Source organism: Saccharospirillum alexandrii, from assembly GCF_043641555.1.
Taxonomy (GTDB): domain Bacteria; phylum Pseudomonadota; class Gammaproteobacteria; order Pseudomonadales; family Natronospirillaceae; genus Saccharospirillum; species Saccharospirillum alexandrii_A.
Genome location: NZ_JBHZRJ010000004.1, coordinates 28,911 through 52,889 on the forward strand (window position 1 = coordinate 28,911; position 23,979 = coordinate 52,889).

Below are 23,979 nucleotides of genomic sequence, written 5' to 3' on the forward strand. Positions count from 1 at the left end.
GCTTCCATGCTTTCCCACCCAGAGAAACTCACGGTACCGTGATTATCCCCAGCAGCGGTTCAACCCTTCTTCAATGGAGATGGATTCGACGCCATCGACGGGATCACCCGTAACCAGTGAAACACCGGTATCAAAGAAATCCTTACCTTCGGTTGGCTCTGGCCGGGTGCCATTCTCAGCCCACTCCAGAATAGCCTCCATACCCAACGCGGCCATTTGCAACGGATATTGTTGCGCCGTGGCACCAATCACACCGTCCTGAATATCCGCCACGCCCGAGCAACTGCCATCGACTGAAACAATGAGCACATCGTCCTGGCGGTTCATTGACGCCAGCGCCTGATAAGCCCCTGCTGCTGCAGGTTCGTTGATGGTATAAACGACATTGATGCTGGGGTCTTCAACCAGCAGGTTCTCCATGGCGCGGCGACCACCTTCCTCATTACCATCTGACACATCGTGGCCAACAATGCGAGGGTCGGTCTCATCGCCCCAGCGGTTGATGTCGCCCGTATCGATACCAAAGCCAGTCAGGAATCCCTGGTTACGCAGAACGCCGACCGACGGCTGGCTCACGTTGATGTTCAGCAGCGCAATGCGGGCATTTTCGGCCTCATCGCCCAACTGGGCGGCCGCCCAGGCACCGATCAGCTCGCCGGCCACGAAATTGTCTGTAGCGAAGGTCGCATCAGCCGCCGAGGCCGGGTCAAGCGGGGTGTCCAGCGCAATGACGAGTACGCCCGCATCGCGCGCCTGTTCAACGGCAGAGACGATGGACGAGGTGTCAGACGCTGTCAGCAGAATGCCATCCGCACCATCTGCGATGCAGGTTTCGATGGCCTGAACCTGGGTTTCATGATCCCCGTCAATTCTTCCGGCAAACGACTTGAGCTCCATACCCAATTCTTCTGCCTTTGCTTCTGCCCCCTCTCTCATCTTGACAAAGAAGGGGTTGGTATCCGTTTTCGTGATCAGACAGGCGCTGGCCGATGGCGTGTGCGCACCCGCCTGGGCCTGGCCTGCAATGGCACCTGTGACCAGCAATACCGCTGCTGCGGCCTTGAGGGAAGTCGACATGGTTATCCTCCGGGATAGTTGTTGTTGTAACCCTATTTATTAATTCATCAGTAAGTAATTATTGAAGCAGAACTGTCGGTTTCTACCTCCAGACCTACTGATGGGGTCAAGGCTATCATTTACCGACAACAGCTGCCGTTTCAACCTTGATCATCCAAAGCATACTGTCGTTGTCATGCATGTCAATAATAACTTTTAAATGAATTAGTAACTGATCGTAGCGCTGCCGACAGCTCAGGCGCCGCGATCCGGTGGCAACACCACCCATTCGGCGTCATCAAACTCACCAATCGGGCGAATCTCACAGAACGGCGCCGCACTGCGAATAATGGCGGCCACCTCAGGGTTGTGTTGTTGCTCCATTGCATCGCGCTCCACCTTGCTGTCCCACTCGGCAATGGCAATCAACACCGACGGATCATCCAGCTTACGGTGCAACCGGGTGCCACGCGCGCCCGGCGCTTGTTGAATCAGTTCACTGGCGCGTACCCAGGCGTCGGCGTAATCCTCGGCGGTGTAGCCGGGCTTGATGTGTACTTCGAAAATGTACAACATTCAGGCTCTCCTCTTTCGAACAATAGATGCAAATCGAAGCTTTGCCATCGGCTAAACAGGCGAAGACAACGCCGCGACCAGAAAATCGATCACTACCCGTTGTTTTAGCGGCATATGCTCCCGGCTCTGATAGCACAGATAAATCCCGCGTTCGCTCGGCGGCATAAAGTCCGACAGCACCACCTGCAGTTCCCCTCGTTCGATCAGGGGTTGTGACATATAGGTATTGATCAGGCCAACGCCCATCCCCGCCCGAATTAAATCCAGAATAGCCTGCGGCTCGTTAACCGTTACCACCGGTTTCAGATCAAGGGTGTAGATTTCGTCGTTTCGCTGAAACTGCCAGGGCATCAACCGGCCAGATGCCGGTAGCCGAAACCCGATTACCGGTAATTGGCGAAGATCTTCCGGCACTTCCGGGGCCGGGTTTTGAGCCAGCAGCTTCGGGCTGACGCCGTATTTCATGCCCAGCGGCAACAGCGGCCGGGCAATCACCCCTTGTTCCTCCACCAGCCCGACCCGAATAGAGAGATCGACTGTGCCAAGATCCACAATCTGGTCGTCCAGCCGTAAATCCAGTACCACGTCGGGGTATTGGGCGTGAAAGCCAGGCAGCAACGGCAATAACAGAGTGCGCGCGAACGCGGTAGAGGCGCTGATGCGCACCGTTCCGCTGGGTTGTTGCTGAAACCGCGCCAGATCCAACTGCCCCTGCCGCCACTCCCGGCTGATCGTCCGTGCCCGTGCGGCCAGCAAGTGGCCGGATTCGGTCAGTCGAATAGCCTGACTTGATCGCGCCAGCAAACGGGCATCCAGGCTCGACTCCAGGCGCCGCATCGCCTTGCTCATGGCCGGTACCGAGATGCCGCATTGCTCAGCGGCACGGGTGAGGCTGGCAGTTTCGGCGACCGCCAGAAAATAATCCAGATCCGTCAGTGAACTCATCACTTAACCATTGGTTAATTATAGATTAACTATAGTTGCCTACCGGATAACCAGTAACAAGCCTAGACTGCGCCTAACTGATCAACAACCAAGAGGAAAAGACGATGAAAATAGCCATTCTGGGCACCGGCGACGTCGGCAAAACACTGGGCACCGCGCTCATTCAACTGGGCCACACGGTTACGATGGGCTCCCGCACGGCAGACAACCAGAGCGCCCACAGCTGGGCCAGCGAGCACGACGAACGGGCCAGCCAGGGCACATTCGCCAACGCGGCTGCAAACGCCGAGGTGATCCTCAACTGTTCGGCGGGACAGCATTCACTGAGCATTCTCGCCAGCGTCAAACCCAAAGATCTGGCTGGCAAAGTCCTGATCGACGTCGCCAACCCGCTCGATTTCTCGAACGGCTTTCCGCCTCGTCTTTCCATCTGCAACGACGATTCTCTGGGCGAACAGATCCAGCGCGCCCACCCCGACCTGCGAGTGGTGAAAGCATTCAATACGATGTCGAACGCCATCATGGCTGAACCGGGCAAACTTTCAGGCAGCCATCAACTGCTGGTTTGCGGCAATGACAGTGACGCCAAAGCCATCGTGAAAGACATCGCGCTGTCTTTCGGCTGGCAGGAAAGTCAGTGGCTTGATCTGGGTGGCATCGAACAGGCCCGGGGTACCGAGATGTATCTGGCACTGTGGGTTCGTTTGTATGGCAAACTCCAAACACCGATGTTCAACATCGCAATCGCTCGCGAGTAACAATCGGTACTCAATAAAAATTCAGGATAAGGTGTTGCACAATACGAGCGTCGGCAACCGGTGATGCCTCTGCGGGGGAGTCCGCAGCAGGGATGCTGCGGTCCAGGCTCCAGGGAAGGGTCCACGCCGACCCCGCGGAGGCATCACCGGTTGCCGACGCGGGCGATTACCACTGAAAGGACACGACCTCCAAAGCTTGAGTTTAAAGCACCCAGCCTGCGGCGACGGTAGCCAATGCCCAGTTGCCCGGCTATTCTCTGCGGTTCATTCTGCTTTTCAGGATCGGACTCATGCGTATTTTATTCACCGGCGGCAGTGGCAAGGCTGGCCGCCATGCGATCGCTCATTTGATCGAACAGGGTCACCGCGTGACCAATGCTGACCTGGTACCCTTGGATATGCCCGGCGTTGATTCACTGCAGGTGGACTTAACCGACGCTGGCCAGGTATTCAATGCCTTGCACGCCTACGCCGGTTTTGATGAACTTGAGCCCGGCACCGGAGTCCCCGCCTACGACGCCGTGGTTCATTTTGCGGCCATTCCCTGCATTCTGCTGCGCCCCGATAACGAAACCTATCGCATCAATACCATGAGCACCTATAACGTGCTGGATGCCGCCACCAAACTGGGGATTCGCAAGGTTATTTTTGCCTCGTCGGAAACGACATACGGCATTTGCTTTGCCGATGGCGAAATGAAGCCGGAGTACATTCCCATCGACGAAGATCACCCGACCATCCCACAGGACAGCTACGCCATGTCCAAGGTGGTCAACGAGGCGACGGCCCGGTCTTTTCAGGCCCGCACCGGCTTCGATATTTACGGCTTGCGCATCAATAACGTGATTGAGCCGCACGAATACGCTACAAATTTCCCGGCATTTATGGACAACCCGGCCCTGCGCCGTCGCAATATCTTCGCCTACATCGACGCACGCGACCTCGGCCACATGGTCGACTGCTGCCTGAAAACCGATGGCCTGGGCTATGAAGTATTCAACGTCGCCAACGATGATCTCTCGGTCGGCATTAGCAGCCAGGAAGTCATTGAACGCTTCTATCAGGGCGTGCCCAAAAAACGCGAAATGGCACCGACTGAAACCTTCTATGCAAACAATAAAGCCAAACGCCTCGTCGGGTTTTCACCCCGGCATTCATGGCGAGACGTACTGAAAGATTAACGTTCACCCTGTTTTGATCGACCTGAACGCGGCGATTAAGTAAATAAATCGCCGCTTTGGCAAAATCGTCCCCACCCTGTGAGTGAACCCGCAAGACAAAGGACGATTCAGATGAGCAAAATTTTATTCGTACTCACCAACTACAAATACCTGCTGAACGGCGAGCCCACAGGGTTGTGGCTGGAAGAATTCGCCGTACCCTACCTGGCGCTGACCGACGCAGGCCATGAGGTTGAGGTCACTTCGGTCACCGGCGGTGACGTACCCATTGACCCGAACAGCACCCCAACGGAAGAACAGGCTAACGAATGGAAACCGGCCATGGCCAAGTTGAACGCTACGCCAGCGTTCAGCAGCATCAATGCCAGAGAGTATGACGCCATCTATCTGCCTGGTGGGCACGGCACCGTCTTCGACATGCCCTACAACCTGGCTCTGCACGACACCCTGTTTGACTTTCACCGCACCGGCCGGCTAATAGCCAGTGTCTGTCACGCACCCGCCGTCTTCGCCGGCATGTACGATGAACATGGCACGCCTTTTATCAAAGGTCGCAAAATTGCCGCCTTCACCGACTCCGAAGAAGCCGCCGCCGGTGGCACCGAAAAGGTACCGTTCTTGCTTGAATCGCGCCTCAAAGCGCTAGGGGCAGAACATGAAGCAGGGCCAGACTGGCAACCCCACGCCGTTCAGGATGGCAAGCTCATCACCGGGCAAAACCCGCAGTCTTCTGCCGAAGTGGCGCATCTGATGCTGACGGCGCTGAAGTGAGACCATTTCAGACAGCGTGCTTGCCTTAACGTTGCCAGCACCTACCTGTAGACCCGAACTCGCCCGTGGCTCGATGGATCATCGGGCCTGCGGGCCTGTTATTGGACATAGTCATAGTGAATGTCAGTTATTTCACCGCGCCAGTATGGTTTGGGTCCCTCCGGCAGTAGCCAGGCTACTTCTCCGGCGCTTGGAACCAGCATTCCCTCCCGTTCCTGGTAATCCCAGAAACGACCTTCCCAGGGCGAAGCAAACTGTTCGCCATTGATCTCACGAAAACGTTCCTCGGAACGCACTGATTCAATTAGCCCCTGTTCATTAAACGTAAAAGTCAGTGAAACGGTCGTGCCGCCATCCGCGAGCGTGGCAATGGCCCGGCTGGGATCAACCGCCTGCCATTCGACTCCCTGGCTCGGTAGCAGCGCTGTCGGATACCAGGCAGCCTCTGCAAAAAACCGCAGCAGCTCACCCTGGTTAAGCTGTGGGGACTCTGGTTGCTTCATGACGGTAAACAACCCAAAGAGTTTGGCTGCTAATACGCCACGTCCGGCCACATACGCATCGACAACAGAGACTTGAATCCCGGGCACCATGCGAATGCTCGCATCCCAGATAAAACCCCGGGGGTTGGTGACGACCATTTGGTCTGACCTGAACGGCTGCCAGTTATCCTCAACTTGCCCCATGTTAAAAAACCCGCAGTGCCTTACCCGTGCATTTCGAACCAGGCGCTGACCATCTGCCAATACAGCCTGAAAATATCGCTGTACCGGTTCCGGTAGCCCTTCAAGTTCCTGAACTGAATAAACGCTAACGCTTGGGGTCGCTGCCCCCCCGGTTAGCTCAGTTTGAAGCAACTGTATTGAGGAGCGCCAGCTTGTCTGACCAACAAAATGCACCACCAGTGCGATGGTGACTAGCAGAAGTGTCAGCAGCAAGGTTGTTTTTAATAGCATGGGAAGGGCTTCTCCTCGTGAACCAAGTTACCCCGTGTCGCGTTTCTTGTTGCGGCCAGGCTAGCCCCGCCGGGGTGGTCAGTCTGTCACTCTACTCGACCACTGAACGCTTGTTTTGACCCAGCTCAAAAGGTTGCGACACCTGTAGACCTTATTCCGTAACAGCAACACCCCGCCAGAAAGCGATACGCCCTTCAATATTCTTTGCTGCCTCTTTTGGGTTGGGATAGTACCAGGCAGCATCTTCGTTGGTTTTTCCGCTAACGGTGATGGAGAAGTAACGCGCCTCCCCCTTCCAGGGGCACTGTGTACTCTTGCTGCTGTCGCTGAAATACTCGCTTACGATCGACTCACGAGGGAAGTAGAGGTTTGACTCAACGACAACGGTGTCGTCTCTTTGCGCGACAACCGTTCCGTTCCAGATCGCTTTCATGGGGATCTCCAGAGTAGACTGACTGAATTTCTTCTACGCACTTAACCCTTTTCCTGGACGTATAAACTGCCAGTCAACTTTTAAGCGTAGTCTACTTTCTGGTCAATGGCTGACCTTGCAGGGTCAAAACGAGCTGACGGCCAGAGGCCTGCGTTCGATGCTCGCCAAGGTAGACGCCCTGCCAGGTGCCCAGGTTCAGGCGTCCGTCTGTTACGGGCAGCGTCAGGTTGCTGCCCAGCAGGCTGGCTTTGAAATGCGCCGGCAAGTCATCCGGGCCTTCGTAGGTGTGTTCATAGGGCGCGTTTCGATCGGTATCGGGTGCAAGGGTTTGAAAGTACCGTTCAAAATCCCGGCGCACGGCTGGGTCTGCATTTTCATTCAGCGTTAGACTGGCCGACGTGTGCTTGACCAGAATGTGGAGCAAGCCTACCGAGGCCGGAGGCGCGGTGCGCAACGCCTCATCAATCTCGTCTGTAATCAGATGAAACCCGCGAGGCTTGGCGGTCAGTTGAATCTCTTGTTGCCAGAAAATCATGGTTGGCGCGGTACTCCCGTTCATAGGTAAGTCAGGTGTGAGAGCCCCAACCTTAGACGACTGGCCAATTTCATGACAACGGGGTGTTAAACCGAAATCTCACCACTGATCACATCCACCACTTCGCCACCCACCCAGATATCGCCATCCGCTTCGCGCAGTTGTACTTTTCCTGCACGCTTCAGGCGGGTGCCCTGAGAGGCGACGTAAGGCGACGGTACCAGACCGGCCGGTATCAGCCATTGCGCCAGGCTTGCGTTCAGGCTGCCAGTCACCGGGTCTTCATAGCCGCCATCGCCAATAAGGGAGCGAACCTCAACCGTCGCACCAGCATTTGCATCGTACAGCCCGATAACCCCAAGGTTAAGCGGGGCCAGTGTTGCCCACTCGGTTTCGAGCGCCAGCACATCGCGGGCTGAATGCAACATGATGGCACACCAGCCGGGGCCGTTATCCACCCATTGATGATGGGCAATGTCCGATGGCGACAACGAAAGCGCCTTCATAATCTGGTTCAGTACATCCGGTTCCACCGGACCTGTCCGGATCAGAGGCGGTGCAGCGAACTCGAGCCCGCCTTCGTTGTTACCGATGGTGACCAGGCCCACCTCACACTGCTGCATAACCCGCCCAACATTTTTGGGCCTGCCTCCCGCTGCCAGCCAGGCATGACAGGCGCCCAGGGTCGGGTGCCCGGCAAACGGCAGTTCCACTTGCGGCGAGAATATCCGTACTGCGTAGTCTGCCTCCGGGTTGGTTGGTTTTACCAAAAACACAGTCTCAGACAGATTTGTCCACCGCGCGATGGCTGACATGTGCTCGGTACTGAGCGAATCGGCGTCATGCACGACCGCAAGTGGGTTGCCAAGAAACGGGTCGGCTGAAAAGACGTTAACCTGTGAGAACTTGAAACAGGGCATCAAGGTACTTCCTGAGTTGCATTCGTTAATGGGGGCCCACTACGCCTCAGAGAACTCCGGGGCATTTCCTAACGCGACCTCTAGCCGGCTAATTCTGGTCGGTAAGAAACAGAGGCGAATTAACGGGCATTCGGATGATCCGGCCCGGCGTCCTGATATTGCGGGAGGTTGTCGGTTATCTGCAACCAGTCGACTTTACTTGCCACCCAAATATGATACTGAGGCTGAATCGTCGTGCGGTCATCCAGGGAGGCCAGGGTGACATCCAGCGTCTCCGGCTCCAGACCGTGCCGAAACACTAATTGGGTGCCGCACTCGGTACAATGCTCCCGCTGCCCTTGCTCGCTGGAGGCATAAATCCCCGGTGCGCCACGGGTATATTCAAAGGCTGCCCGCGGGAACGTGGCCCAGGCCACAACAGGTGCACCGGCTGAGCGCTGGCATAAACGACAATGGCAATAGCCAGCATCGATAGCATCGGCCGAAATACGGTAACGAACAGCCTGACACAGGCAACCACCGGTAATCGTCATCACAACTTTCCTCGCTAAACAGTCCCCAAGTTTAGCTCAGATCAGGGGATGCGCGATGCCTGACAGGAACCGACGGCCTGAAAATAAGACGTCGACCGAAGGGAGTAATCTCAGCTTGTTTCAACGCTACCGGTTTCCAGAGGCCCTGCCACATAATCGATCTTCGGTGTTCTGAAACCCATAGCAACCCAGGCACCCAATAACTTGCCGAAAAAGGTGAGCGTATGGGTTTTGGGGTTGGGTACATCGTCTGGCAGTTCGATGCCTTCGGGACGGCTGCGGGTCATGGTTCTGATCTCAAGCGGCGGTAAACTGGCCGCTGGCCAGAGCCCCCCGTAGACACTGAGCCAATGCCCATGGCTAAACTCCAGAAACATCGGGGTATTGCAACAGATGGCCACGACACGCCGCGTTGGCGCGCCTTCCGACAAACGATGCTCACGCAACTGGTGCTGACCCTGGGTACACTGCACCCGATCTTTCCGGTACATCACAAAGCGGGTGGCACCCTTTGCATCCAAAGTGGCAGGGGCATCAGGTAATGCCTGCAAAACTGCACCGGCTGCCTGGCAATCTGAACACAGACATTCTGCGCTCATAATCGGCTTACCCTGAACCTCAAGCGTCACTTCGCCGCACCGACAGGACAATGCAGTTGACTGAGTTGTCATGGATCCGTCTCCTCCCTGGTGAGCCGGACTTTTCTGCCTGGCTCGTACCCTGTGTTGAACAACAAAGAACGATGGCAGCCAAATCAGTATTCGTTAAACCCTTTGCCATCGAAAATCTTGCTGTGGCATTTCTCCACTCGTGCTTCACGGGTCTTTGCCTGCTTTGCACTGCCGATGTGCAATATGTAGCTACGCTGGCGACCGGGCGTGAGCGCCTCGAAGGCATCTTTCAGTGCAGCGTCCGCATCCATTGCCTGCTGAAGTTCTAATGGAAGAGCGTAGTCTTCCATTTTCTTAAAATCGACGCGCAGACCCGCCTTCTCTATTTCAATCGCTTCCAGAATGTAGGATTTAAGCACAGGGGCCAACTCGACCACCCGCGATTCATCGGTAAAGCGAATGACCCGGCCAGACTGGGTGTTCTCACCCGGCGCGACCAATAAATGATGCTCGTCCTTCAACAAGGCCCCTTTCATAAAGCTCAATACATAATTCGTCTTGAATGCGCCAATCATCACCACATTCTGGCCATTTAAGGTGTAGCAGGGGGAGCCCCATTTGCGCTCCTCTTTTAGCGGTGTATCGAGCACTACTTTGCGCAATGCAACCAGGCCATCGCGCCAGGTGTTCACCTTGCACTCGGGTGTGCCGACTTTGTCGCACCGGCCACAGCCCTCTGCCATGTAGTCGTCAACCGCCGGATTCTTAGCGCTCATTGGTCGTCACTCCCGATAATGGTCAGCCGTTAGGTCGCTGGCATTAAAGCCCCGCTACCACCATGGCCCTGATCTTACTGGCCTTTTCAAAGTGGTCCAGTTTGTGAGTTTGAATCCACCAGGTAGCCGCCTCCATCAGCAGCTCCGGGTCATCATTCTTGTTGGCGAAGAACGCATAGAACGAAACTCCCACCGTATCGCCTTTGGTTTGCAGCTTTTTATCACACACATTTATCACTTTTTCCCTTAACGTCTGGCGCACTCTGTTGCTCCCTATGATTCATTATTGCCGTTCATTGGCCTACAACAATAGGACCTATGAATGCCGGTTATGATCGTTCCATTTCAATCGCCTGTACGGGTACCCCATTGTAGTAGGCTTCAAATTCACGAAGAGTGACAAAGCCATGACGCCGATACAACTCAACAGCGGGCGCGTTGCTTTTGGCAACCGACAACCTGGCAGGCTTCCCCGCGACTGAAATAAGGTGTTGCAACAATGCCTTTCCAACGCCCTTCCCACGGTAACTCGGGTGCACAAAAATCGCCCTGATCTCACTCTCGAAAACAGCCCCAAAGCCTTGAACATCAGGATGGCCGCTCACAACGATGTGCGCGGCCATCAAATTCCGAAACCTCTGTTCATCCTGCTTTAGCGGTAGCAGCTCGAACGGACCTTGCTCAAATCGAAGTTCGTCCAACTTGGAATGGGCATAAATGGCTTCAATCGCGTTAAAGTCGCCGGGGTCGAACGGCCGTATCGACGCTGTGCTGTGCAAGGTCTGATCATCCATAATCACTCACCCGGGTCATACCGGAAGGTTCTGGCCATAACCAGATACCCGAACGAGGCCGACCAGGTGATCATCATAAACCCGACCAGCGCTTCGGTGCCGGCCAGAAACCGGATATCCCCGGTCGCTGCCAGGTCGCCCCAGCCTACAGTCGTGTAGTTGGCCGCCGAAAAGTACACACAATCGAGAAAGGTAACGTCTGAATACCCGGTAATGGCCCCATAGCCATCCTGGCTCAGCAACAGATAAGTGGCGCCACCAAACAACCAGATCTCGACCACGTGGGCAAACAGCAGTGCAAACATCACCGTCAGGACAATGGGTCGATCCCGGACAGACTCATGCAACCGGTGTTGCCGGCGCACCACCCAGCGGTTCAATAACTGAATAAATTCATAGTGGAAGACAACCACTAGCCCTACGACCAGCGCCGTTACCAGTGTAACCACCACCTCAGACGGAATTAGCACAATAAAAGACCTACCTCGCTGCCCATGCTTCGTTCGTTTCAGTCATCATATTCCACCCGAACACCGGGTGTCATTGCTGCGATCACAAGCCTCGCTAACCAATACCGATCTGCAACCCTGCCTGCTTTCAGTGATATGTTATATCATGCCCTAATATTCAAGCAGCAGTACCCTTTAACCTACCCGGAGACCGACTGCGTGACCACTCCTGACGTTCTGACCCAACTCAACCAAAACCGACGGGGCATTCAGTTGCGCATACTTTCCGGGTTTTTGTTCACCGCCATGGGGCTGTGCATCAAACTGACCAGTGACACCATACCACTTGGGCAAATCGTCTTCTTTCGCTCAGCCTTTGCGCTGATTCCCCTGGTCATATTTCTATTTCTACTGGGCCATTTCCCGCGCGGCCTGTACACCAAAAGACCGCTAGGGCACCTGGCCCGGTCAAGCCTGGGAGCGGCGGCCATGTTCGCCTCCTTTGCTTCTATCGCGCGGCTGCCACTGGCCGAGGCGACGCTGATTGGCTACCTGGCGCCGATCATGATGGCCGTACTGGCCGTGCTGGTGCTCAAGGAACAGTTGAACGCTCGCCGTCTCATCGGCATCGGTTTGGGCATGCTGGGGGTTCTGGTTCTGACACTGCCTGAAATAAGCGCTCCGGAACTTAACGCAACCCGGCTGGCGGGTTACGGTTTTGGAATTCTTATGGGTATTTTCACCGCGGCGGCACTGATTCAGGTACGACGCCTGACGGCAACGGAATCCCCCGGTGCCATTGCCTTTTACTTTGTGCTGGTTTCCATGCTTGCCGCCCTACTGACTCTGCCTGCGGGCTGGGTGGCACCAGCCCCATCAGACCTGCTGCCGCTGATTCTCGCCGGGCTGTTCGGCGGCTGTGCCCACATTGCCATGACGCTGGCGTTCAAGTACGCCGAAGCGTCACTGCTGGCCCCGTTTGAATACCTGACTCTGATTTGGGCGGGCATGATCGATGTGCTCTGGTTCGGTACCGGTTTGGGCCTCGCCTTCTTTCTGGCATTGCCACTGGTATTGGCAGGTGCAGCGGTGGCGTCTTCTGGGCGCAGATGAGGGACCAGTACAGTAGCCTGGAACCTGCAACCAAATCGTTTAGATGTATTCTACCCGCAGCACAATGTCCTGCTCATAGTTGCCAAACTTCTGACCAAAGAGATTGATACCACCGACGTGACGCGCATCGTCCTTAACCCCAATGCGCACACTGATGAAACGGTTCTTCATTAATTTCAGATCATCACAAGTCACATCGGAGAGCCGAATACCGTCGATGAAGCTGCCTCGCTCAGTAACGCGCCAGCCTTTAAGCAGGCCGTGCTGGGTGTTGCGGTCTTCCCACCAACTGGGGTTAAGCAAACCGCGCTGGTCACCGAAATCGGCCGGTGACGTCCAACTGCCAAGCTCAACGTCGTTGATCCACAGGGTAATGTCCGACGGCCAGTCCGGGTGATACATCGGGGCTTCGGAACAGATTTCCATTGTCAGCCAGAGATTACGCGGTCGTACCGAGTGCGGTAGCCGATTGGGGATGCGGTATTCCAGATACCCGGATTTAAACCAGATCAGCTGAGCACTCGGATGATCCGGTTCGTAAAAGGAGCTCGGATCATCGGTCAGGCCAATCAGGCCGACTTCGCTGGTCAGGCCGCAGGTTGGGGTGACACTGGCATCCGAATAGGCACCCACCGGCCAGCTGAACTCCCAGATCGGATGCTCGTGGCTGGGCTCGGAATGGGTGGGCATATCTATAACGATGCGATCGTAGACGCGCTGACAAATACGCTGCAAGCCGCGCTCGCCCGGCTTTTCCTCAATGTGCACCAGGCCGCAGGCCTCGAGCTTTTTAACGTGTTGAGACACCGTCGACAACGGTAACCCCAGTGAGCGGGACAAATCACCCACACTGTGCAGACCTTCTGCCAGCTCGCTAAGAATGCGTACCCGGGGTTCGCTGGCCAGCGCTTTAATGGTGTTCAGGTCACGCCGGTCGTCCGATTTTAACACCAGCGTCGGCGAGACATGGGTCGGGTCGGTCAGGCGTTTCGTCTTTAGTTCCACTATTTCAATACCTTTAATAATCGCGCTAACCAGTTTCCGGTAAGTTTTAATGCAATTTAATACTTATAATTCAATAACTTAAGTTACCTACTCGGTTTCCTGGTGCGTCTTGCCCGAACTCGCATTGAAGCGCATTATTTTAAAAACAACAACAACAAAGGCAAGCGCGATGCGTCTGACTTCGTTTCTACACAGTGACAACTTTTCCGGCTGGGCATTCATCCTGCCCTATCTGATCGCCTTTGTGCCGCTGCTGCTGTGGCCGTTCATTCAGGGGTTCTGGATGAGCCTGCACGAGTGGAACCTGCTGGCGGTAACGTTCAACCCGGGAGCCAAGGAATTCATTGGGCTGGGCAACTACATTCGCCTGATGGGAGGCGATGACATTGGCTGGTCGCTGCAACCGATGTGGCCGTTCAGGTTGGTGGTGTCGGCATTGGTGGTCGCGTTGTATGTGCGATCGGTTCGCCGCCGCGCGGTCGGTTACAGCCACCACCTGATGGCCGGGCTCACGCTGTTCACGACTGTTATTCTGCTCGGTCTCACCGGCGACTGGTACGACACGCGGTTCTGGATCGTGGTGCGCAATACGCTGGTGTTCGTCGCCTGGGTGGTGCCCGTTACCACCATCATTGCCCTGCTACTGGCCATTGCCCTGAACCGCGAAGGTCGCTGGGCCGCCACCTTACGCAGTGTATTTTTCTTTTCACAGATTCTGTCGGTCACCGTTGTGACGCTGATCTGGCAACTGGTGTATGGCGTGCGCAACGGCTTTATTGCCAATGTGCTGGCCCCGTTCGGGATTGATTCGCCCAACTGGCTGACCGACGACCAACTCGCCATGGGCGCCATTGTTGCCGCCACGGTCTGGTGGTCGGTTGGGTTCGCGCTGATTCTGTTTCTGGCTGGCCTGCAACAAATACCCGGTGAACGCCTCGAAGCGGCCACGCTTGATGGTGCCGAAGGCTGGCGCAAGATCGTGCAGATTATTGTGCCCTCGATCATTCGCACCGTTCAGTTTGTGATGATCATGCAAATCGTTCTGCACTTTCAGGTATTCGGCCAGTCGCAACTGATGACTCAGGGCGGCCCCGGAGATGCCACCAATGTCTGGGTCCGATACATCTATCAAACGGCTTTTCGCGATTCGGAGGTCGGCTACGCGTCAGCCATGGCGACCGTACTGTTCGCCTTCATGATGATCTTTTCACTGATCCAGTTCTGGGTCACCAAGCGGCAGGAGTCTTAACATGAATCAACGTGCCTTGCCCCGCTGGGTGTTTATTGTTGTCACCGCCGCGGCCGTGCTCTGGATGATCCCGGTAGTCTGGATGCTGTCGCTCTCGTTGCAGCCAAACGAACTGCTGAGCCGCACCACCGCCAACACCTTTCTGGGGTTGGTACCGGTTCCGTTCACGCTCGATAATTTTCGCGCCATTCTCTCCATCGGTGATACACCGCGCTGGTTCATGAACTCCATGCTGGTTGCCGGAACCTCAACATTGCTGGTTCTTACTACCTCGACACTCGCCGGCTACGCCTTTGCCCGCATTCGCTTTACCGGCCGTAGCATTGTCTACCCACTGGTACTCGCCGGCTTGATGGTGCCGGAACAGGTGGTGTTCATCCCACTCTATGTCATGTTCGCAGACTGGAATGCACACAACAGCCTGCCAACGCTGGCCCTGCCCCGGGTTGCCCTGCCGATCGGTGTGTTTCTGATGACGCAGTTTTTCAAAGACATTCCGGATTCACTGGAAGAAGCGGCGCGCCTGGAAGGCTGTGGTCATGCCCGAATATTCTGGTCGATCATGCTGCCCCTGGCCACGCCGATGATGATGACGCTGGCGATCATTACCTTTCTGTATTCCTGGAACGACTATCTGTGGCCCCTGGTCTCGGCACAGCGTACCGACTTTTTCACCATCACCGTCGGCCTGGCCAAAATTCAGGGCAACTTTGCCCAGTCGCAGGGGCTCGGCCAGTTAATGGCCTCCGGTGTCCTGGCATCACTGCCAGTGATCATTCTGTTCCTGATGTTTCAGAAATACATTCTGCGCGGCATTGCGTTGTCGACGGATAAATAGCAACGCATGAAAAACGAAACGAACCGGGGCCTACGAAAGAGACCCCGGAACTGAACGACACTCACAACAAACACAGTGTTCAAAATCGACTCTGACCGGGTCGTAAAAACAACAACAGCAGGAGAACAACATGAGACTGACCAAAACACTCACCGCCAGCGCACTGGCTCTGTGCGTTACCGCCACCGGTGTTCAAGCCGAGACAGAACTGGAACTGGCCCGCTTCTTCGGTTCGTGCGACGATGCGGGTACCGATGTCAGCGCGGCGGTCGGTGAAGCCTGTATTATTCAGACCATCATCAACGCCTATTCGGCAGAAGATAACGGCGTCACCATTGAGACGCTGCCAACAGACTGGGGCAATTACTACGACCAGTTGAAGGCCATGTATGCCGGTAACAGCGCACCGGATGTTCACGTTATCCACAAGTCGTCCATTGCTGAATTTGCCTCGCTGGGCGCGCTGATGCCATTGCAGGAAGACGACCTGCGTGCCGCCGGCATTAACCCGGACGACTGGGTCGACCGTGCGCGAGATGCCGTTACCTACGATGGCCAAATGTACGCCATTCCGATGGATATTCACGCCAACCTCTGGCACATCAATCTGGATATTATGGCCGAAGCAGGCCTGGTGAATGACGCGGGAGAACCCATTTTACCCAGCTCGCCAGAAGAACTGATGGCCCATGCCAAACAGGTAAAAGACGCGACCGGCAAGGACTATCTCACGGCCGATTTTGCCCAGTTCCCGATCGGGGTACGGATGGTACTGGCCATGCTATGGCAACAGGACAGCAACGTCTTCAGCGGTGACGAAGCAACGGTCAATACACCTGAAGCACAGCGCGCCGTTGAAACCATTGTCGGCCTGTTCGATGCCGGCTATGCCGACCCGAACCTGAACTACAACGATTCCCAGCAGGCGTTTCTGGAAGGCGATGCCGCCATTCAGATCAACGGCACCTGGATGGTCGACATCTACGACAGCGAAACCCGCAACAACGACTCAGCCCTGGCGTCCTACTACGTCGCCGATTACCCGCAGTTGTTTGATGAAGCCGCCACCTGGGCCGACAGTCACACCTGGGCATTGCCGGTTACCCTGCAAAGCGAACCCGAAAAATACGAAGCCGCACTCGGCTTTCTGGCCTGGTTGAATGACCACAATGTCGACTGGGCGCGCACCGGCCACCTGGCTGTGCGCCAATCGGTACTGGACTCGGCTGAGTACCAGAACCTGGCCCACCGCGACGAATACAGCAACACCGTCAACATCGCCCGAGATAACCCGCCCGCCGCTCGATACAGCGCCATCCAGGACGTGCTTAACCGCGAACTGCAATCGATCTGGCTGCAGGGCAAAGGCATTGAAGAGGCCCTGGCTGACGCAGAGCGTGAAATTAACCGCCTGCTGTAAACACCCGGGCGGAGCCAAACCGGCTCCGCCTTCGCATTCAGTACAATCACAGGAACACTATCATGTCACACAGATGGAGCCCGGAAGCCGCCTGGCACTGGACCGAACAGCATGGCTGGCCCGTTGGCTGCAACTTTACGCCGAGCAGCGCGTGTAACCAGCTCGAATTCTGGCAAGCGGAGACGTTCGATACGCCGACGATAGCGCGAGAACTCGATCTGGCTGAAAGCCTCGGATTCAACCTGCTGCGTGTCTACTTGCACGACTTGCTCTGGAGGAGCGATGCAACAGGCTTGCTCGATCGCATTGATCAGTTTCTGGCACTGGCCGACGAACGCAACATTACAATACTGTTCGTGTTCTTCGATGACTGCTGGAGCAACTACGCCTTCCCGGGTGCGCAACCACAGCCGCGCCCGGGCATTCATAACTCTCAATGGTTGCAGTCTCCCGGCGCTCGCCATGTGATTAACCCTGACGTTTGGCCCCAACTACAAAACTACGTCCAGGGTGTGATGCAACACTTCAGGGACGATCGCCGAATCTATGGCTGGGACTTATACAACGAACCGGGCAATGAAGGCCTGCTCGGTAACTCACTGGGGTTACTGGAAGCTGTATATCGATGGGCCCGTGACGTTAACCCGCTCCAACCTTTAACCACAGGACCGTTTCGATGGACAGAGGGGTTCAAGGCCATTAACGATTGCCACCTGGCCAATGCCGACATTATCAGTTTTCACAATTATGAAGCGCTTGAGGTCACCCAGAGTATCGTCAGCAAGCTGACCCAATATGGACGCCCGCTACTGTGCACCGAGTATATGGCCCGCCCGGCCGACTGCCGCTTCGAATCGCACTTGCCCTATTTTAAGGAGCAGAAAATTGGTGCACTGAACTGGGGCTTGGTGGCCGGTAAAATTCAAACCCAATTCCCCTGGGAAGCACAACCCGGACAAGATGAACCGCCACTGTGGTTCCACGATATCTTTCGTAAAGACGGGGCGCCTTATCTCGACGCAGAGGTTGACCTCATTCGCAAGCTGACCGACGCACCCACCCAAGGTTAATCTGTTTCAGTGCAACCTCGTAGCACTCTTTGGCGACCTCCGGGTCGCTCTTTTTTTTACCCCCGGGCGGGGAATAAAAGTTCGACCAAATAATGAGCCCTGTACCTGGCTTCAACGTCTCGCCGTGGCATGTGATGCGACGTGACGGCTCACCCTATCGCTGAGGCCAAAACGTCCGCGGAATAGGTTATGGTACCTTAACCAGGCAGCCCCACAAACGTTGGCACCTCCCCTAATTTCTCATCCCAGGCTGCTTTGCTGGATGTGAAAATATGCGCAGTGGGTACCATCGAATTTTCAGTGTCCAAACACCCTGCAGGCACGACAAGCATCCCAGCGACCTGAGTGCTTGGCAATGCTGAACCACACAAGCGACAAAAGCTTTTGTTATGACGAGTACCAGGCAACATAAAGGACGTCACAGTATCTGCACCTGACTGCCAATTCAACGTTGCGGAAGCCGAGAATAGATTCGCCGCATGAGACGAGCCTGTGTCTTTGTGGCAATACTCACAATGACACAGGTAAAAACGGTCGAACTCCCCGTTAACCTCAAATTTAACGGCTCCACACAGGCAAGATCCAACATGCTTGGCCATAAGATTCTCTTCCTCAGACTTCAGGTTGTAAAAAAAACGCTGAGCTTAACGGCTACCCTATAACACCCAGCATACGCACTGGCCTGGAGTCGCGAAGCGGCGGAAAATTGGTCGCCGTGATAGCGCTTACTAAGTGCCAGCCGTAGTTTCCCGCAAGAACACCGGGAAGTCAGTGGCTGGCGGTGAAACATCGATCTGATACAGAATGACCGCCGCGTGACCGCGGTGGTAGGTAGTATGGTTTACAACGTGCAGTAGGATATCCCGGCGGTTCATTTTTCCGGTTTCTCCCCCTATAAACTCAAACTCTACAATCTCCTTCAATTCTTTCTCTGCTATTGTTTCCGCGTAGTTAACATACCAATCATCTATGCTTCGCTGCCTTACAATTAGTTCCTCCAACTCCGGACAAACATCAGGGTTGCGGGTGGTTAGGCCGTGAGGTTTGCCCAGCAAGTGACATTTCCAGACACGGTCCATTTGATAAGAGTGGTTAAGCGTGCGTAGCAGACTTCCAAACACGATTGGTCGAGGTGCGGTAAGCTCTGTATCAGGAAGCGAAGACAATGCGGATAAGAACAAATCGTCTGCCCAAGCCTTGTAACGGGTTAGAACCTCTGTCTCCCTCATAAGACGTCTCTGTGCCTACACCGGCCAGGCATTTACTATCAATTTGGGCCAAATGTCGAGCCACCTTTTTTCTTGCATGCGCTGAGCGAATGCTTCTGGCTTCAGCCTCTTTGAATTCGGCGTAATTGTATACTCGAAGAGCACGTCAACGCCGAAAGGAGCGATGATGTCTATATCCTGACTTTCACTTAAGGTGGCACCAACCGCTGTTTCAACTTCCACCCAATAACTCATAGCGTCTTCAGTTGACACATAAGGACGATCTGAATTCCGAGTATGCATCCTAGCCTGGTTCTTTACCGACCATGGAAGGTCGGAGATCTCTTTGAGGCGATTTTCTAATGCTCTATCCGCTTTCTCGCTTATATCGTCTGGATTAAAATAGATCAAGTCGATGTCATTCAGAGCTGTCGCGCAGCTATACCCATGAACTCTATCCCAAACAAGGTTGCGAACAAAACCCGCGGCAAGGCACCAATCGCTCAAGCCCAGTGAACTTGCAATGGAAAGTGCCTGCATTCGCATAGCGTCTTCTGATATCCATTCTTTGATCTGTTCGCTGTTGTTCATTTAGTTGCCTGAAAATTCTGTGACCGGAGAGTTCTAACGCCGCGAAAATATGCCCGAGGCCTGCTTGCGACGCGTGGTGGTTTGGCCTGACGTTCACGGCGTTATGATATAGCATCCTTGTGCAGCCCATAAATTACGTGATTCAAGATCCGATCACCCACTCTTTCTTCATTTGTTATCCTACCCTCTTCATACATACCCAAACGTTTGCAAAGCTGTCGGCTAGAAACATTATCTTCAGCAACCGATATATGAACCTTGTCTATAAGGAGTTCAGTAAAAGCATAGTCGATTAAGTACTTGCAAACACGAGTCATTATGCCTTGCCTTTGAAATCTTGATGCTATCCAGTACCCAATTTCTACTCGACTCAAATCGTTATCAATCGAATTGAAACCAGAAACCCCAGCTACCACTCCTTTATACTCAAAAATGTTCGTCATAGCCGAGCCAGTCGCAATTTTGGCTAGCGATGATTCAACAAATTTATCGAGATCGGACTCACTCTTTACAACTCTCGGCCACTCAAGCCACTCACTTAGATACTCAAAGTCTACTTCTACAATCTTCCACAAAGCAGGTGAATACTTTCTGCTCGGTAAACATAGAACGATTTCATCATCAACAGATTGCTTATACACAGAGAACCTTAAAGTTATAAATCTTACGAAGATGGTGAGATACTTGTTACGGGACTTCCGCACGGAGTGTTCATTCTTTCATGCGCTTGTCAATTAGAATTACAACGGGTCCATTCGGTCTTAGGCAGCTACGTCGTCTCTTTCAAAGTCGCGCAGTAATATTCGTTTGGTCTCAATAATCAGCATCTACTTCCTCGGGTAAGAGAAACCACCTATCGCTTGGCACAGCGACGAAGCAAGCGAGTCCAGGCCCGAAGGACTGATAACCCTGCCACTTGCTACCTGTTTAGTTAAACCGAACATGCTTTGCCACCCTTGATTCTAAAAGCCTAATTAACTCTGGCTGCATTCTGCCATAGTTGTCCGGTATGTCTAAACAAACCAGCTTTTTCCCCTTTAGGAGATCTTTGAATTTTCTGGAAACTTTGTTCCTATGGCTCTTTTCCATAACAAGAATGATATCAGCCCACTCGATTAGATCGCCACTAACGGGCGTCTCAGCGTCTGAATTCGTGCCTGCACCGATAGCGGTTACACCCGGGTATTCAGAGAATACTTCCTCTCCGGTAGGACTTCTCAGTCTATTTTCACTACAAACAAAGAGTAGATTCATTAGGTTCCTTGTGGCATGTAACGCTGATGTAACCGGCGCCGGAACGCCAGCGGAGGGAACCAAAAGCGCCACGCTTTTGGCGTCCGATTGACCGCCTGGTTATAAATTGGGTGCCTCTGGTATCAGCTCGATTTTTCCCAACTTAAACCTCTCAAAAGTATCGCCCTCTTCAAAAGACCAGCCATCTGGCATCTTCGATTTGTAGCCCAACTCAAAATCGAGTTTCTTAGATTCTTCTTTTGTTATTCTAACGATATTCCAATGTTTTTTAAGCAGGTGAGCTATCTAATCGTGAGAAAGCTTGTCTTCTTTGAGCAATCGGAAACACTCGTTAATTAATACTGCACATGGCACTGCATGCTCGGGATGGTTTTTGGTGTCGTCGGTCACAGATGCTGAAGCACCGTAATAGACATAGCGATCTTCAGGATGGAGGAAATAATTGAATACTCGGGTATGGACCACGTCCCGCCCTTCTTCAACTTGGTTGGAGAAATTGTAGACGAGTGCTTTACAGGCCCTCAGAAGAATCTCGTCTCTCGTGAAATCAGGCATATTCCATCCTATTTATAACGCGGAGCACAGCGGCGGCCCGTCATGGACGTCAGGCGGCCGCAGGCCGCGTACTGGTGCGAATTGTTAGAGATGCTGATCAAGGTACTCATCCGTTACGCGAACCAAATCCTTTAGAAAGCGGATTACCTTTTCTAGTTCGTCTTTCTTGATCAGGTGAGCAGCCGGCGATCCGTTGTTGATTGGTTTTGAACGATGAACGGCATCACCGCGCTTTGAAATCCACTGATTTAGTGATTTTCGAGCCTTTTCCGGGGTCACATTCGCCCAGGACCAAGCTGAAGTAACGTCCAACCCGAGATAGTCTTGAAATATTTTTTTGGTCTTGTCTGAAGTCGGGTTGTGAAACTGCTTCAGCTCTTGCTGAAGCTTTTTCTGTATAAACTCGCCAACGTAACTTCCCGAGACCACACTGAGCCGTTTGTCCATGGCCTCGGTAATACGATCTTCAACATATGTTTCCCACGCGGTCAGCGCCATGACCAGACCAGCCCGTTTGAGTACTTCAGCGTTTGCTGGGGGTGGATTACAGTTGATTGCGTCAAAGTGAGCTAGGAGCTCTTCTGCGTCTTTGATTCCGTGCTCAAACGAGCTCTTTGCTTGTGACATATTCCCTTCTCTAACAGTTTGTTCTCATTAAACCTGCACATTTTCCAAGGGTACTTCAAACGCTCGGGGTGAAACAACGCAATGTCAACCCCCATTCCAGGGCCGTTCAACACCATATTCCAACTTCAGCACACCTGTATCACAACCCCTACAAACCGATAAATACACAGACTACCCAGGGTATTTCGACACATTTGTAACATATCCAGAAAAATCGCCTGGATATGTGTCTCATAACCCCTAACTGTGGTTATCCGCTTCTAAGCCTAAGACTGTTTATAACATAAAGACAGTATCTGAAAACTAAGGAGCAGAAGCCTTGGTTTATCAAGACCAAAAATCAGGAAGTAGCGGGGCATAGTTCTGCTGAATGAAAGTGTTGTTTACAGTCATTGTGGGGTTAAGTGAGATTGGAATATTGAGCCTGGGTAGATCGTTTAAATTCGCTACCGCCCGGCCGGTTACAGGGCACACCAAAGGGAGATAAGTTGTGTGGTTACCTTGGCACTATGTGGCAAAGTTGGCAAGTATTTATGTGTCAGAGGTGTCGTTTGCGCCTCTTTTTCCCCATTTCCCTCAAGGCTATTTGGCAGGTGCGGGGGAGCGGGCGTCGTATGGGTCTGTGGCTTGTTTTTACTTCCTGTCGCCTAGAGGGCTGGCCTCCCACTGGTCGGTTTTTTTGCCAGTTAAATGTACCCCTCTGCAACAGGGTAGGTGAACAACACGAGGTGACTGAGGTTAAGTAACCAGTGGGCGAGTACGGCCCAGGCGACCCTGCCGGTGAAGTAATACGCCAGGCCATATACCACGCCAGCCAGGGTAGCAACGCCCACATAAGCCCAGCCACCGGCCAGGTGGGCAAGCCCGAAAAGTACGGCGGCTACAGCCAATGCCAACAATGGCGCCAGGCGTTTTTGCAGTTGGCGTTGCAATAGGCCACGGAAGAGCAGTTCTTCCGCGATGCAGGTGTTCAGTAGATTGCCGGCGGCGAATACCCAGAACCAGGGGGTCCAGCCGGGTTGCCAGTTAATTAGGCCAAGGGTAACGGCCAGAGTTAGGGTCGCGGCAATACCCAGGGTTAAGGCCAGGGGTATCGGCCAGAAGGGGGTTAACGGTTTGGGTGTAAGGCTTAGCCGGAACAGGGGAATGAAGTTCAGCAGGGACCAGGCAACCAGTACCTTGTCGTGATTGAAATAGAGGTCGGTATAGGTGCTGCCGGCTTTGAGCAGCACGTAGTCGGCCACTACCAAGCCTTCGTAACCTGGCATGGCGTGTATTACCAGGGCAGCGCTGGCCAGAAACCACAAGCCATATCGCGCCCAGCGCACGGCGGTGGGCACTGCTTGCTCAACCATCCAGGCGGTCAGGCCAATGTAGGCGAATGCCACTACCGCGAAAACCCAGGTTGTGTAACCAATAGTGGCTGCGGCCAGCAGGATGAGGGCAGCACCGCCATAGCGCAGCTGGGCGCGGTTGCTCAGGCCGAAGAGGATAAGTGCGGTTGAGTAGAACAATCCGAAGGTGAGCATAAATCCCTGTGTTTTATTCGGTGTTTGTCGGCAGTGTTTTATGAACGCTGACGTTCAGGTTGCTGGCTAGGGAGCCTCTGAACAACTCCCCCAGGGCTCTGCGCGAGCCAAAACGTTCTGCCACAAGGCGCACTTCGCAGCGCAATGGCCGTAGCCCTTGTCAAGAAGTGCAACGCCGGGGCAGGACGTTTTGGCCGCGCCCTGCGGGTGGTGCGGCATTCCGACT

Annotated in this window: 30 protein-coding genes; 8 read left to right on the plus strand and 22 right to left on the minus strand. The window is 54.1% G+C overall.

From position 1 onward, the window contains the following. Positions 1–42 precede the first annotated feature (42 nt). The 3 genes from ACHUE7_RS14535 to ACHUE7_RS14545 form a co-directional block, all read right to left on the minus strand. Entirely contained in the window at positions 43–1,077 is a 1,035-nt protein-coding gene (locus tag ACHUE7_RS14535) for a sugar ABC transporter substrate-binding protein (RefSeq protein ID WP_394170622.1), read from the minus strand. A gap of 234 nt (positions 1,078–1,311) precedes the next feature. Then, entirely contained in the window at positions 1,312–1,632 is a 321-nt protein-coding gene (locus tag ACHUE7_RS14540) for an antibiotic biosynthesis monooxygenase family protein (protein WP_394170623.1), read from the minus strand. A 51-nt stretch (positions 1,633–1,683) separates the two neighbouring features. Continuing rightward, entirely contained in the window at positions 1,684–2,577 is an 894-nt protein-coding gene (locus ACHUE7_RS14545) for a LysR family transcriptional regulator (protein WP_394170624.1), read from the minus strand. Between the two features lie 104 nt (positions 2,578–2,681). Between ACHUE7_RS14545 and ACHUE7_RS14550 the strand changes: the two genes are divergently transcribed. From ACHUE7_RS14550 to ACHUE7_RS14560, 3 genes are all read left to right on the plus strand, one after another. Continuing rightward, positions 2,682–3,335 (plus strand): NADPH-dependent F420 reductase, encoded by a 654-nt coding sequence (locus ACHUE7_RS14550; RefSeq protein ID WP_394170625.1) that lies wholly within the window; start codon positions 2,682–2,684, stop codon positions 3,333–3,335. A gap of 290 nt (positions 3,336–3,625) precedes the next feature. Continuing rightward, a complete protein-coding gene (locus ACHUE7_RS14555; RefSeq protein ID WP_394170626.1) occupies positions 3,626–4,516 on the plus strand; it encodes an NAD-dependent epimerase/dehydratase family protein in 891 nt (296 codons plus the stop codon). Between the two features lie 111 nt (positions 4,517–4,627). Further along, the gene (locus ACHUE7_RS14560) at positions 4,628–5,287 is read left to right on the plus strand and encodes a type 1 glutamine amidotransferase domain-containing protein (protein WP_394170627.1); all 660 of its coding nucleotides are present in this window, start codon (positions 4,628–4,630) and stop codon (positions 5,285–5,287) included. 98 nt (positions 5,288–5,385) lie between these two features. Here ACHUE7_RS14560 and ACHUE7_RS14565 read toward each other — a convergent pair whose 3' ends face one another. The 10 genes from ACHUE7_RS14565 to ACHUE7_RS14610 all read right to left on the minus strand — a co-directional run bounded on the left by ACHUE7_RS14565 (position 5,386) and on the right by ACHUE7_RS14610 (position 11,315). Beyond that, complete coding sequence (locus tag ACHUE7_RS14565) at positions 5,386–6,243, minus strand: DUF6920 family protein (RefSeq protein WP_394170628.1); 858 nt, start codon at positions 6,241–6,243, stop codon at positions 5,386–5,388. Positions 6,244–6,394: 151 nt separating this feature from the next. Next, a complete protein-coding gene (locus tag ACHUE7_RS14570; RefSeq protein WP_394170629.1) occupies positions 6,395–6,676 on the minus strand; it encodes a DUF427 domain-containing protein in 282 nt (93 codons plus the stop codon). 91 nt (positions 6,677–6,767) lie between these two features. Continuing rightward, on the minus strand, positions 6,768–7,235 hold the full coding sequence (locus ACHUE7_RS14575; RefSeq protein ID WP_394170630.1) for a secondary thiamine-phosphate synthase enzyme YjbQ: 468 nt from the start codon (positions 7,233–7,235) through the stop codon (positions 6,768–6,770). 62 nt (positions 7,236–7,297) lie between these two features. Beyond that, the gene (locus ACHUE7_RS14580) at positions 7,298–8,131 is read right to left on the minus strand and encodes a PhzF family phenazine biosynthesis protein (RefSeq protein ID WP_394170631.1); all 834 of its coding nucleotides are present in this window, start codon (positions 8,129–8,131) and stop codon (positions 7,298–7,300) included. A gap of 119 nt (positions 8,132–8,250) precedes the next feature. Further along, entirely contained in the window at positions 8,251–8,664 is a 414-nt protein-coding gene (locus tag ACHUE7_RS14585; RefSeq protein ID WP_394170632.1) for a GFA family protein, read from the minus strand. A 110-nt stretch (positions 8,665–8,774) separates the two neighbouring features. Beyond that, positions 8,775–9,335 carry a GFA family protein gene (locus tag ACHUE7_RS14590; protein WP_394170633.1) on the minus strand — a complete coding sequence of 187 codons (561 nt, stop codon included), beginning with the start codon at positions 9,333–9,335 and terminating at the stop codon, positions 8,775–8,777. An 83-nt stretch (positions 9,336–9,418) separates the two neighbouring features. Continuing rightward, positions 9,419–10,051 (minus strand): YdeI/OmpD-associated family protein, encoded by a 633-nt coding sequence (locus ACHUE7_RS14595; protein ID WP_394170634.1) that lies wholly within the window; start codon positions 10,049–10,051, stop codon positions 9,419–9,421. A 43-nt stretch (positions 10,052–10,094) separates the two neighbouring features. After that, positions 10,095–10,313 (minus strand): DUF6500 family protein, encoded by a 219-nt coding sequence (locus ACHUE7_RS14600; RefSeq protein ID WP_394170635.1) that lies wholly within the window; start codon positions 10,311–10,313, stop codon positions 10,095–10,097. 67 nt (positions 10,314–10,380) lie between these two features. Then, on the minus strand, positions 10,381–10,845 hold the full coding sequence (locus ACHUE7_RS14605) for a GNAT family N-acetyltransferase (RefSeq protein WP_394170636.1): 465 nt from the start codon (positions 10,843–10,845) through the stop codon (positions 10,381–10,383). A gap of 2 nt (positions 10,846–10,847) precedes the next feature. Next, complete coding sequence (locus ACHUE7_RS14610; RefSeq protein WP_348474219.1) at positions 10,848–11,315, minus strand: ion channel; 468 nt, start codon at positions 11,313–11,315, stop codon at positions 10,848–10,850. A gap of 198 nt (positions 11,316–11,513) precedes the next feature. Between ACHUE7_RS14610 and ACHUE7_RS14615 the strand changes: the two genes are divergently transcribed. Next, positions 11,514–12,407: a DMT family transporter gene (locus tag ACHUE7_RS14615; protein WP_394170637.1), complete on the plus strand. Its 894-nt coding sequence runs from the start codon at positions 11,514–11,516 to the stop codon at positions 12,405–12,407. A gap of 39 nt (positions 12,408–12,446) precedes the next feature. Here the strand turns inward: ACHUE7_RS14615 and ACHUE7_RS14620 are convergent, their stop codons facing one another. Then, positions 12,447–13,412 (minus strand): ArsR/SmtB family transcription factor, encoded by a 966-nt coding sequence (locus ACHUE7_RS14620; protein ID WP_394170638.1) that lies wholly within the window; start codon positions 13,410–13,412, stop codon positions 12,447–12,449. Positions 13,413–13,581: 169 nt separating this feature from the next. Here ACHUE7_RS14620 and ACHUE7_RS14625 point away from each other — a divergent pair, with 169 nt between their 5' ends. The 4 genes from ACHUE7_RS14625 (at position 13,582) to ACHUE7_RS14640 (ending at position 17,989) form a co-directional block, all read left to right on the plus strand. Then, positions 13,582–14,661 (plus strand): carbohydrate ABC transporter permease, encoded by a 1,080-nt coding sequence (locus ACHUE7_RS14625; RefSeq protein ID WP_348474221.1) that lies wholly within the window; start codon positions 13,582–13,584, stop codon positions 14,659–14,661. Position 14,662: 1 nt separating this feature from the next. Beyond that, positions 14,663–15,499 carry a carbohydrate ABC transporter permease gene (locus ACHUE7_RS14630; protein ID WP_394170639.1) on the plus strand — a complete coding sequence of 279 codons (837 nt, stop codon included), beginning with the start codon at positions 14,663–14,665 and terminating at the stop codon, positions 15,497–15,499. 130 nt (positions 15,500–15,629) lie between these two features. Beyond that, positions 15,630–16,919 carry an extracellular solute-binding protein gene (locus ACHUE7_RS14635; RefSeq protein ID WP_394170640.1) on the plus strand — a complete coding sequence of 430 codons (1,290 nt, stop codon included), beginning with the start codon at positions 15,630–15,632 and terminating at the stop codon, positions 16,917–16,919. A 62-nt stretch (positions 16,920–16,981) separates the two neighbouring features. Then, complete coding sequence (locus ACHUE7_RS14640; RefSeq protein WP_394170641.1) at positions 16,982–17,989, plus strand: glycoside hydrolase 5 family protein; 1,008 nt, start codon at positions 16,982–16,984, stop codon at positions 17,987–17,989. A gap of 197 nt (positions 17,990–18,186) precedes the next feature. Here the strand turns inward: ACHUE7_RS14640 and ACHUE7_RS14645 are convergent, their stop codons facing one another. From ACHUE7_RS14645 to ACHUE7_RS14680, 8 genes are all read right to left on the minus strand, one after another. After that, the gene (locus ACHUE7_RS14645) at positions 18,187–18,588 is read right to left on the minus strand and encodes a GFA family protein (protein ID WP_394170642.1); all 402 of its coding nucleotides are present in this window, start codon (positions 18,586–18,588) and stop codon (positions 18,187–18,189) included. A 129-nt stretch (positions 18,589–18,717) separates the two neighbouring features. Further along, positions 18,718–19,218, minus strand: a complete 501-nt coding sequence (locus ACHUE7_RS14650; protein ID WP_394170643.1) for a DinB family protein — start codon at positions 19,216–19,218, stop codon at positions 18,718–18,720. Positions 19,219–19,233: 15 nt separating this feature from the next. Then, positions 19,234–19,788, minus strand: coding sequence for a nucleotidyltransferase family protein (locus ACHUE7_RS14655; protein ID WP_394170644.1), 555 nt, complete (start codon positions 19,786–19,788; stop codon positions 19,234–19,236). Positions 19,789–19,889: 101 nt separating this feature from the next. After that, positions 19,890–20,429 (minus strand): GNAT family N-acetyltransferase, encoded by a 540-nt coding sequence (locus tag ACHUE7_RS14660; protein WP_394170645.1) that lies wholly within the window; start codon positions 20,427–20,429, stop codon positions 19,890–19,892. A 286-nt stretch (positions 20,430–20,715) separates the two neighbouring features. After that, positions 20,716–21,042 (minus strand): low molecular weight protein tyrosine phosphatase family protein, encoded by a 327-nt coding sequence (locus tag ACHUE7_RS14665; protein WP_394170646.1) that lies wholly within the window; start codon positions 21,040–21,042, stop codon positions 20,716–20,718. 285 nt (positions 21,043–21,327) lie between these two features. Next, positions 21,328–21,597 carry a hypothetical protein gene (locus ACHUE7_RS14670; RefSeq protein WP_394170648.1) on the minus strand — a complete coding sequence of 90 codons (270 nt, stop codon included), beginning with the start codon at positions 21,595–21,597 and terminating at the stop codon, positions 21,328–21,330. Positions 21,598–21,681: 84 nt separating this feature from the next. Continuing rightward, a complete protein-coding gene (locus tag ACHUE7_RS14675) occupies positions 21,682–22,224 on the minus strand; it encodes a HEPN domain-containing protein (RefSeq protein ID WP_101497891.1) in 543 nt (180 codons plus the stop codon). A gap of 686 nt (positions 22,225–22,910) precedes the next feature. Next, positions 22,911–23,753 (minus strand): CPBP family intramembrane glutamic endopeptidase, encoded by an 843-nt coding sequence (locus tag ACHUE7_RS14680; RefSeq protein WP_394170649.1) that lies wholly within the window; start codon positions 23,751–23,753, stop codon positions 22,911–22,913. Positions 23,754–23,979: the final 226 nt, after the last annotated feature.

Excerpts from the sequence above, each read along its gene's own strand:
- ACHUE7_RS14535 (WP_394170622.1), bottom strand. The coding sequence starts at position 1,077 with ATGTCGACTTCCCTCAAGGCCGCAGCAGCGGTATTGCTGGTCACAGGT.
- ACHUE7_RS14540 (WP_394170623.1), bottom strand. The coding sequence starts at position 1,632 with ATGTTGTACATTTTCGAAGTACACATCAAGCCCGGCTACACCGCCGAG.
- ACHUE7_RS14545 (WP_394170624.1), bottom strand. The coding sequence starts at position 2,577 with ATGAGTTCACTGACGGATCTGGATTATTTTCTGGCGGTCGCCGAAACT.
- ACHUE7_RS14550 (WP_394170625.1), top strand. The coding sequence starts at position 2,682 with ATGAAAATAGCCATTCTGGGCACCGGCGACGTCGGCAAAACACTGGGC.
- ACHUE7_RS14555 (WP_394170626.1), top strand. The coding sequence starts at position 3,626 with ATGCGTATTTTATTCACCGGCGGCAGTGGCAAGGCTGGCCGCCATGCG.
- ACHUE7_RS14560 (WP_394170627.1), top strand. The coding sequence starts at position 4,628 with ATGAGCAAAATTTTATTCGTACTCACCAACTACAAATACCTGCTGAAC.
- ACHUE7_RS14565 (WP_394170628.1), bottom strand. The coding sequence starts at position 6,243 with ATGCTATTAAAAACAACCTTGCTGCTGACACTTCTGCTAGTCACCATC.
- ACHUE7_RS14570 (WP_394170629.1), bottom strand. The coding sequence starts at position 6,676 with ATGAAAGCGATCTGGAACGGAACGGTTGTCGCGCAAAGAGACGACACC.
- ACHUE7_RS14575 (WP_394170630.1), bottom strand. The coding sequence starts at position 7,235 with ATGAACGGGAGTACCGCGCCAACCATGATTTTCTGGCAACAAGAGATT.
- ACHUE7_RS14580 (WP_394170631.1), bottom strand. The coding sequence starts at position 8,131 with ATGCCCTGTTTCAAGTTCTCACAGGTTAACGTCTTTTCAGCCGACCCG.
- ACHUE7_RS14585 (WP_394170632.1), bottom strand. The coding sequence starts at position 8,664 with ATGACGATTACCGGTGGTTGCCTGTGTCAGGCTGTTCGTTACCGTATT.
- ACHUE7_RS14590 (WP_394170633.1), bottom strand. The coding sequence starts at position 9,335 with ATGACAACTCAGTCAACTGCATTGTCCTGTCGGTGCGGCGAAGTGACG.
- ACHUE7_RS14595 (WP_394170634.1), bottom strand. The coding sequence starts at position 10,051 with ATGAGCGCTAAGAATCCGGCGGTTGACGACTACATGGCAGAGGGCTGT.
- ACHUE7_RS14605 (WP_394170636.1), bottom strand. The coding sequence starts at position 10,845 with ATGGATGATCAGACCTTGCACAGCACAGCGTCGATACGGCCGTTCGAC.
- ACHUE7_RS14625 (WP_348474221.1), top strand. The coding sequence starts at position 13,582 with ATGCGTCTGACTTCGTTTCTACACAGTGACAACTTTTCCGGCTGGGCA.
- ACHUE7_RS14630 (WP_394170639.1), top strand. The coding sequence starts at position 14,663 with ATGAATCAACGTGCCTTGCCCCGCTGGGTGTTTATTGTTGTCACCGCC.
- ACHUE7_RS14635 (WP_394170640.1), top strand. The coding sequence starts at position 15,630 with ATGAGACTGACCAAAACACTCACCGCCAGCGCACTGGCTCTGTGCGTT.
- ACHUE7_RS14640 (WP_394170641.1), top strand. The coding sequence starts at position 16,982 with ATGTCACACAGATGGAGCCCGGAAGCCGCCTGGCACTGGACCGAACAG.
- ACHUE7_RS14645 (WP_394170642.1), bottom strand. The coding sequence starts at position 18,588 with ATGGCCAAGCATGTTGGATCTTGCCTGTGTGGAGCCGTTAAATTTGAG.
- ACHUE7_RS14650 (WP_394170643.1), bottom strand. The coding sequence starts at position 19,218 with ATGAGGGAGACAGAGGTTCTAACCCGTTACAAGGCTTGGGCAGACGAT.
- ACHUE7_RS14655 (WP_394170644.1), bottom strand. The coding sequence starts at position 19,788 with ATGAACAACAGCGAACAGATCAAAGAATGGATATCAGAAGACGCTATG.
- ACHUE7_RS14665 (WP_394170646.1), bottom strand. The coding sequence starts at position 21,042 with ATGAATCTACTCTTTGTTTGTAGTGAAAATAGACTGAGAAGTCCTACC.
- ACHUE7_RS14670 (WP_394170648.1), bottom strand. The coding sequence starts at position 21,597 with ATGCCTGATTTCACGAGAGACGAGATTCTTCTGAGGGCCTGTAAAGCA.
- ACHUE7_RS14675 (WP_101497891.1), bottom strand. The coding sequence starts at position 22,224 with ATGTCACAAGCAAAGAGCTCGTTTGAGCACGGAATCAAAGACGCAGAA.
- ACHUE7_RS14680 (WP_394170649.1), bottom strand. The coding sequence starts at position 23,753 with ATGCTCACCTTCGGATTGTTCTACTCAACCGCACTTATCCTCTTCGGC.